This is a genomic window from Geodermatophilus sp. CPCC 205761 (assembly GCF_051383655.1).
Lineage (GTDB): Bacteria > Actinomycetota > Actinomycetes > Mycobacteriales > Geodermatophilaceae > Geodermatophilus.
The window spans coordinates 40,576-47,958 of record NZ_JALPKQ010000042.1; the positions used below are offsets into that span (position 1 = coordinate 40,576).

Consider the following 7,383-nt stretch of genomic DNA (forward strand, 5'->3'; position numbering starts at 1 on the left):
CCTGACACCCGTGCCCCGCCCCCCGTTGATCATGGGCTTCTCCCCGGCGACACAGGCAGACCCGCCGGAACGAGGTTCCGGATCCCCATGATCAACGCGGAAGAGAGCCGGCGGAACGACGGCGGCCGATCAGCGGGCGCGCTGCACCCGGGTCTCGTCGAACACCGGCTCGGCCGACTCGTAGACCCGCCCGTCGGCACCGAACACGAGGAAGCGGTCGAAGGAGCGGGCGAACCACCGGTCGTGGGTGACCGCCAGCACCGTCCCGTCGAACGCCTCGAGCGCCTCCTCCAGCGCCTCGGCCGACAGCACGTCGAGGTTGTCGGTCGGCTCGTCGAGCAGCAGCAGCGTGGCGCCCGAGAGCTCCAGCAGCAGCACCTGGAAGCGCGCCTGCTGCCCGCCGGAGAGGGTGCGGAACAGCTGGTCGCCGGAATCGGCCAGGCCGTAGCGCCGGAGGGCCGCCATCGCGCGGCCGCGGTCGACGCCGGGACGACCCGGCTCGCCGTGCCAGAGCAGGTCGACCAGCGTGCGCTCCTGCCACTCCGGATGGGCGTGGGTCTGCGCGAAGAACCCCGGCACCACCCGGGCGCCCAGCCGCCACGCGCCGGTGTGCGCGACGTCCTGACCGGCCAACAGCCGCAGGAAGTGCGACTTGCCCGCACCGTTGGCGCCCAGGACGCCGACCCGGTCGCCGTACCAGACCTCCAGGTCGAACGGCCGCATCAGCCCGGTCAGCTCCAACTGCTCGGCGATCACCGCCCGGACGCCGGTGCGCCCGCCCCGCAGGCGCATCGCCACCTTCTGCTCCGGCGGGCGCTCCGGCGGCGGGCCGGCCGCCTCGAACTTCGCCAGCCGGGTCTGCATCGCGTGGTACCGGTTGGCCATGTCCGGTGAGTTGGCGGCCTGCTGCTGCAGGGTGCGCACCAGGTCGATCAGCCGCTGGTGCTCCTCGTCCCACCGTCGCCGCAGCTCGGCCAGCCGCTCGTGCCGCGCCGTCCGGGCCGCGTGGTAGCTGACGAAGCCGCCGCCGTGCACCCACGCCGTCCCGCCCTCGACGGTGACCACCCGGTCGGCCACCCGCGCGAGCAGTTCCCGGTCGTGGCTGACGAACACGACGGTCTTGCGGGTGTCGAGCAGCCGCTCCTCGAGCCACCGCTTGCCGGGCACGTCGAGGTAGTTGTCCGGCTCGTCCAGCAGCAGCACCTCGTCGGGACCGCGCAGCAGCGCCTCGAGCGCCAGCCGCTTCTGCTCCCCACCGGAGAGCGTCGACAGCTCGCGGTACTTGCAGCGGTCGTAGGGAACGCCGAGGGCGGCGACCGTGACCGTGTCCCAGGTGACCTCGGCGTCGTAGCCGCCCGCGTCACCCCACTGCGCGAGCGCGTCGGCGTAGGCCATCTGCGAACGCTCGTCATCGGTCTCCATGAGCGTGAGCTCGGCGGACTCCAGCGTGTCCCAGGCCGCCCGGACGGCGGGTGGCGAGAGGTCGATGAGCATCCGTTGGACCGTGCTGTCGTCGCGGACGGAGCCGATGAACTGCCGCATCACGCCGAGGCCGCCGGTCCGGGCGATCGAGCCGGCCTCCGGGGTCAGGTCGCCGGCGATGATCCGCAGCAGCGTGGTCTTGCCCGCGCCGTTCTCCCCCACCAGCGCGGCGCGCGCCCCGTCCCCGATGCGGAAGGAGACGTCGTCGAGCAGCACCCGACCGTCGGGGAGGGTGTGCCGGATCCCGATCACGTCGACGTAGCCCACCCCGCCATCCTCCGGCGACCGGCAACCGCGTCACTCCCCGGGTCGGAGCACCACCTTGCCCATGGCCCGCCGCTGCTCGAGGTCCTCGTGCGCCCGGGCCGCCCGGGCGAGCGGGTAGGCGGTGACCAGCGGCGACCACGCCCCGGAGGCGACCCGCTCCAGTGCCCGCCCGGCCAGGCCCGGGATGCCGCCGGGGAGCGCCGCCATCCGCGGGCCGAGGCTCCAGCCCACCGAGATCCCGCGGGCGACCACGTCGGAGGTGTCGAAGGCGGTCGGCCGGCCCGCGGAGAACCCGAACAGCACCTGCCGCCCGCCGGGGCGGAGCAGCTCCAGGCAGGTCCGGCCCACCTCGCCGCCGACGCCGTCGTAGACGAGGCTCACCCCGCCCACGGCCGCGCGGACGGCGGCCGCCCAGCCCGGGTCGCCGTAGTCGACCAGCAGGTCCGGACCGAGGTCGGCCAGCCGCGCCAGCTTCGCCTCCCCGCGGGCGGCGGCCACCACGGTGGCGCCGGCGTCCCGGGCGGCCTGCACAAGCAGCCAGCCCAGCCCGCCGGCCGCGGACGGCACCAGGACGACGTCGTCGGCGGACGGCGGCTCGAGCTCCAGGATGCCCTGGGCGGTGCGGCCGGTGCCGACGGCGGCGACCGCGGCGTCGGCACCCACGTCGTCGGGCACGCGGAACAGCGAGCCGACCGCGGTGACCGCCTGCTCGGCGTACCCGCCCGGGACCGCGCCCAGGTGGGCGACCACGCGCGCGCCGAGCCAGGCGGCGTCGACGCCGTCGCCGACCGCGTCCACGCGGCCCGCGACCTCCCGGCCGGGGACGGTCGGCAGCTCGGGGAGCGGGACGGGGCCGGGCTCTCCCCGGCGCAGCGTGGTGTCGAGCAGGTGGACGCCGCTGGCCGCCACCGCGACCCGGACCTGACCGGGGTCCGGGTGCAGGTCGGGCAGCTCGTCGAGGACCAGGTTGCCGGCGGGACCGAAGGCGTGGAGTCGGATGGCGCGCACGCCGTCATCGAAGGAGTTCGAGCGCGCTCGAGGTCAACCCCTCCGGCGGATCCGACCCGCGCGGCTCAGCTCTGGGCCTCCAGCCGCGCCCGCGCCAGGCGCTCGACCAGCTCCGGCAGCGCGGTGGCCGGTACTCCGCTGAGGTCCCGTCGGCTTTTGCGGACCACGGTGCCGATCACCTGCGGCCGCAGGCGCGCCCGGAACTCGTCAGCGAGTCGGGCGACGGCCTGGTCGACGGCGGGATCGTCGGTCAGCGTCATGCGGTGGGCCCTCCAAGGGGGCGTGCCGGTGGGGTCGTGGTCGACACCGGTCGGCATCGGACGCCACCCAGGGTTGCGGGCGCCCGGAGGCGGCACCAGGGACCTAGGTCCCCGGCGGCCCGATCCGGCCGCCGCGGGGCACCGGCCTCTGGTCTCCCCGGGCCCGTGCGCGGAGCATGGGCACGGCAGCGGAGGAGGTGGCGCGTGCCGTTCGCCGACCGCAGGGACGCCGGGGCACAGTTGGGCCGCCGGCTGGCGTCGATGGCCGGGCCCGAGGTCGTCGTGCTGGGCCTGCCCCGCGGCGGCGTGCCGGTCGCCGCCGAGGTGGCCCGCGCCCTCGGTGCGCCGCTGGACGTGATCCTGGTCCGCAAGCTCGGCCTGCCGCAGCGCCCGGAGCTGGCCATGGGGGCGGTCGGCGAGGACGGCGTCGTGGTGGTCAACGACGACGTGCTGCGCATGGGCCGCGTCGCCGAGCAGACCCTGGCCGACGTCCGGCAGCGGGAGCAGGAGGAGCTGGAACGGCGGGCCCGGCAGTTCCGCGGCGACCGTCCCCGGGCGCCGCTGGAGGGCCGGACGGCGGTGGTCGTGGACGACGGCATCGCGACCGGTGCCACGGCCCGCGCGGCCTGCGCCGTCGCGCGGGCGCACGGGGCGGCCCGGGTGGTGCTGGCCGCGCCCGTCGGCTCGCCGCAGTCGCTGCGCGAGATCGAGCCGGAGGTCGACGAGCTGGTCTGCCTGGAGAGCCCGTACCGGTTCGCCGCCGTCGGCCAGGCCTACGACGACTTCGGGCCCACGGCCGACGACGAGGTGGTCGAGCTGCTGCGGCGGTCGCGGGCCGGGAGCCCGGCGCCCCGGGACGACGAGGTGACCGCGGACGCCGGTGGGCTGTCCCTGCCCGGGCGGCTGACCGTGCCGGCGCGTGCCACGGCGCTGGTCGTGTTCGCGCACGGGAGCGGCAGCAGCCGGCACAGTCCCCGCAACCGGCGGGTGGCGGAGCTGCTGCAGGCCGCCGGGCTGGGCACGCTGCTGGTCGACCTGCTCACCCCGGCCGAGGAGGCCGACCGGAGCGCGGTGTTCGACGTCGAGCTGCTGGCGGAGCGGCTGGCCGCGGTCGCGGCCGACGTGCGCCGCGGGGACCTCGCGCGGCTGCCGCTGGGCTACTTCGGCGCCAGCACCGGCGCCGCGGCGGCCCTGTCGGCGGCCGCCCGGGACGACGGCGTCGGCGCGGTGGTCTCCCGTGGCGGGCGGCCCGACCTCGCCGGGGCGCGGCTGGGCGAGGTCCGCGCACCGACGCTGCTGATCGTGGGCGGGCGGGACGAGCAGGTCCTCGACCTCAACCGGGCGGCGCAGGCCCGGCTGTGCTGCGAGAACCGGCTGGCCGTCGTCCCCGGGGCCACGCACCTGTTCGAGGAACCGGGCACCCTCGACGAGGCCGCCGGGCTGGCCCGCGACTGGTTCACCGGCCACCTGAGCCGGCCGGGCTGATCAGGCGGCGTAGTAGGCGTTCCCGCCCGCCCTCGTGACCGCGACGGCGTCTCGGACCAGCGTGCCCAGCTCGCCGGCGTCCACCCTCTCCAGCGAGGTGAAGCGGATGCAGCTGCGGCCGCAGGAGACCTTCCCCAGCCGCTCCGCCCGCGTCTCCGGCAGGTACTCGCCGTCGACGACCGCGCAGACGTACAGCGACAGGTGCCGCTTCTGCGCCGCCAGGGCGATCAGCGGCCACATCGTCGTCTCCTTGGCCGACTTCGGGCGGTAGGGCATGAGGCCGTAGCCGAGCATCTGCTGCGCGCCGGCCGGCACCAGCTGCCGGTCGATGCCCGGCGCGGCGGCGGTGACCAGTGCGTCGACCCGGCGCAGCTCCTCCTCGCGCGGACCGGCCGCGGCGAACCAGGCCTCGATGTCGTTCTCCACTGCCCCTCCTCAGCCGAGCGCGAGGGACAGCACGGTCGCCCCGGCCACGATCACCAGCGCGAGCACCACGACGCCGGCGACCAGCCGCCGTCGTCGTCGCGCCCGCTCACCACCGACCCCGCCCATCCCCATCACGCGCGGCAGGCTACCGCCGGGGGACGACGTCTCAGGCCCTCCGCCGTCCCCAGAGCAGCGTGTCCAGCGCGGTGCCGGCCGGGGTCTCGCGGCGCACCTGCTCCAGCCGGTCGACGGCGAGCAACTCGGCCACCGGGGCCAGCCGGGCCACGCTGTGCAGGATCGCCGGGTCCTGCGGGCCGCCGACGCCGTGCGCCAGGTTGTCGACGTCGTGGCCCAGGACCAGCAGCCGACCACCGGGACGCAGCCAGCCCACGGCCCGCCGCAGCAGTCCGGTCGTGTCGGCCTCCGGCAAGTGCAGGTAGGCGACCAGCACGAGGTCGTGCGAGGCCGCCGGCGCGTCCCAGTCGAGGACGTCGGCGGTCACCCACGCCACCCGGTCGGCGCCGGGCCGCTCCCGGCCGCGGCCCAGCCCGGTCGCGGAGAAGTCGACCGCGGTCACCTGCCACCCGAGGTCGGCCAGCCACAGCGCGTGCCGCCCCTCCCCCGCCGCGAGGTCGACCGCCCGGCCGGGCACCAGGCCGGCGAGGAGCTCGGCGACCAGCGCGTTGGGCCCGGCCGACCACTGCTGCTGCTCGGCGTAGCGCGCGTCCCAGTCCTGTGCCCGCACGCCCGGCAGTGTGTCAGTGCAGGGCCATCCCGCCGGCCACGTTGAGCGCGTCGCCGGTGAGGTAGTCCGAGTCGCTGGAGGCGAGGAACAGCGCGGCGCGGGCCACGTCCTGCGGCTCGCCCGGCCGGCCAAGCGGCGAGTGCGCCGACCACTCGGCGACCTCGCGCCGGCTGCGCGCGGCGGTCCCGTGCAGCACGTTGCCCGGGCACAGGCAGTTGACCGTGATGCCGTGCGGGCCGAGCTCCTGCGCCGCGGCCCGGGTGAGCGCGACGACCGCGGCCTTGGCCGCGGCGTGGTGCGCCGGTCCGCCGCCGCCCGGCCCGCCGGCGCTGGTCACCGCGACGATCTTGCCGACGGCATCGTCGCCGGGGGCACGGAAGCCGACCATCGCGCAGGCCGCGGCCTGGATGGCGACGAGCATGGACTGCGTCGGCAGCGTGAAGGCGTCGCCGAGGTCGACCGGGTCCATCTCCAGGAGCGGCGCGTACCGCTGCTCGCCGGCGCAGGTGACCAGCACGTCGACGCCGCCGAGCCGGCCGATCGCCTTCTCCATCGCCTCGCGGGTGTCGAGCGGGTCGGTCAGGTCCGCGCGGTACGCCCGCCCGCCGACCTCGGCGGCCAACCGGCCGGCCGACTCGCCGCGGGGGTCGACGACGGCGACGGTGGCGCCCTCGTCGGCGAAGGCCCGCACGATCGCCGCACCGATGCCCTCGGCCCCGCCGGTCACCACCACCCGCCGTCCGGCGAGCCGTCGTCCGCGCGGGCGGAGGGGGATGGGGGCGGCTGCGGGACGTGCCAGGTCTGTGTCGAGCTGGGTCATGGGGAGTCTCTCGATCGGGTGTGGTCCGGGGCCGCCGGTACCCACAGATCCCGCGCCCTCACCTCCGCGGAGTTCCGGACCCCGATGTGCAGCAACCGGGGGCCGCCGCGGTCGCCCGGCGCGGGGTCACGCCGGGTGACGGCGCGGACCGGAGTTCGCCCGTTCGGACGACGTCTCTCGGCGCGCTGCCGCCGCTCTCTGGCCATAACCTCGTGTGACTAATCGAGTACGAGGAGTGGGGGTGAGGAGATGTCCGACGATGCTCCTGCACGCCCCCACCGCCGGCTCGCCCGGACCCTGCTGCTCGGCGGGTTCGGCCTCGGCCTGTGGCTGGCCGGAGCGTCCGGCGCCTCGGCCGACGAGGGGCCCGCGTCCCCGGCAGCCCTGCTGACCGGGGTCGTGGACGCCGCGCTGCCCGACCTGGAGCCGGGAACCGACGCCCTCGGTGCGGTCGCCCCGCCGGTCGTCGCCGAACTCACCCGTGTCGCCCCGGCGATCGTCGCCCCGGTGACCGGAGCGGTGAGCCCGGTGGCCGACGTCGTGGCGCCCGTGGTCGCCGACGTCCTGCCCCCTGTCCGGGACGTCGCCGCGCCCGTGGCCGACGTCGTCACGCCGGTCGGGACCGGCGTCCTCCCGCGGGCGGCGGGTGTGCCGCAGCCCGTCGCCGGATCCGCCGCTGCGCTGCCGGCCGCCCCCCTCCCGCCGGCTCCGGACGCCGCCGCCGGTGCCGTGGGTCCCGCCGTGCCGGCCGTGTCGGGGGCGGTCCAGCCGGGCCCGGTCGCGGAGGCAGCGGACTCCGTCGCGCCGTCGCCGGTGCCGCCGCCCGCGAGCCCCCTCCCCGGCCCCCCCCCCGCCGTCCCGGCGCCCCCCCGGGGGCGGGACGTTTCCAT

Annotated in this window: 8 protein-coding genes and 1 pseudogene; 2 read left to right on the forward strand and 7 right to left on the reverse strand. The window is 76.8% G+C overall.

What is annotated here, in order from left to right:
- Window positions 1-129: 129 nt before the first annotated feature.
- From MY526_RS21230 to MY526_RS21240, 3 genes are all read right to left on the reverse strand, one after another.
- A complete protein-coding gene (locus MY526_RS21230) occupies window positions 130-1,749 on the reverse strand; it encodes an ABC-F family ATP-binding cassette domain-containing protein (protein WP_436693902.1) in 1,620 nt (539 codons plus the stop codon).
- A gap of 30 nt (window positions 1,750-1,779) precedes the next feature.
- Complete coding sequence (locus tag MY526_RS21235) at window positions 1,780-2,757, reverse strand: zinc-binding dehydrogenase (protein WP_436693901.1); 978 nt, start codon at window positions 2,755-2,757, stop codon at window positions 1,780-1,782.
- A 65-nt stretch (window positions 2,758-2,822) separates the two neighbouring features.
- Window positions 2,823-3,017, reverse strand: a complete 195-nt coding sequence (locus tag MY526_RS21240; RefSeq protein WP_436705004.1) for a three-helix bundle dimerization domain-containing protein — start codon at window positions 3,015-3,017, stop codon at window positions 2,823-2,825.
- 204 nt (window positions 3,018-3,221) lie between these two features.
- On the opposite strand from MY526_RS21240, the gene MY526_RS21245 reads away from it, so the two are divergent.
- Window positions 3,222-4,502 (forward strand): phosphoribosyltransferase family protein, encoded by a 1,281-nt coding sequence (locus MY526_RS21245; RefSeq protein ID WP_436693899.1) that lies wholly within the window; start codon window positions 3,222-3,224, stop codon window positions 4,500-4,502.
- Here MY526_RS21245 and MY526_RS21250 read toward each other — a convergent pair whose 3' ends face one another.
- The 4 genes from MY526_RS21250 to MY526_RS21265 are packed head-to-tail and all read right to left on the reverse strand — an operon-like array spanning window position 4,503 to window position 6,493.
- Entirely contained in the window at window positions 4,503-4,928 is a 426-nt protein-coding gene (locus tag MY526_RS21250) for a DUF1801 domain-containing protein (RefSeq protein ID WP_436693898.1), read from the reverse strand.
- Window positions 4,929-4,937: 9 nt separating this feature from the next.
- Window positions 4,938-5,063 carry a hypothetical protein gene (locus MY526_RS21255; RefSeq protein WP_436693897.1) on the reverse strand — a complete coding sequence of 42 codons (126 nt, stop codon included), beginning with the start codon at window positions 5,061-5,063 and terminating at the stop codon, window positions 4,938-4,940.
- A gap of 31 nt (window positions 5,064-5,094) precedes the next feature.
- Complete coding sequence (locus tag MY526_RS21260) at window positions 5,095-5,673, reverse strand: class I SAM-dependent methyltransferase (RefSeq protein WP_436693896.1); 579 nt, start codon at window positions 5,671-5,673, stop codon at window positions 5,095-5,097.
- 13 nt (window positions 5,674-5,686) lie between these two features.
- Window positions 5,687-6,493 (reverse strand): SDR family NAD(P)-dependent oxidoreductase, encoded by an 807-nt coding sequence (locus MY526_RS21265; protein ID WP_436693895.1) that lies wholly within the window; start codon window positions 6,491-6,493, stop codon window positions 5,687-5,689.
- 249 nt (window positions 6,494-6,742) lie between these two features.
- Between MY526_RS21265 and MY526_RS21270 the strand changes: the two are divergent.
- Window positions 6,743-7,383 (forward strand): annotated as a pseudogene (locus tag MY526_RS21270) (hypothetical protein); the annotation flags it as partial.

Excerpts from the sequence above, each read along its gene's own strand:
- MY526_RS21240 (WP_436705004.1), bottom strand. The coding sequence starts at position 3,017 with ATGACGCTGACCGACGATCCCGCCGTCGACCAGGCCGTCGCCCGACTC.
- MY526_RS21265 (WP_436693895.1), bottom strand. The coding sequence starts at position 6,493 with ATGACCCAGCTCGACACAGACCTGGCACGTCCCGCAGCCGCCCCCATC.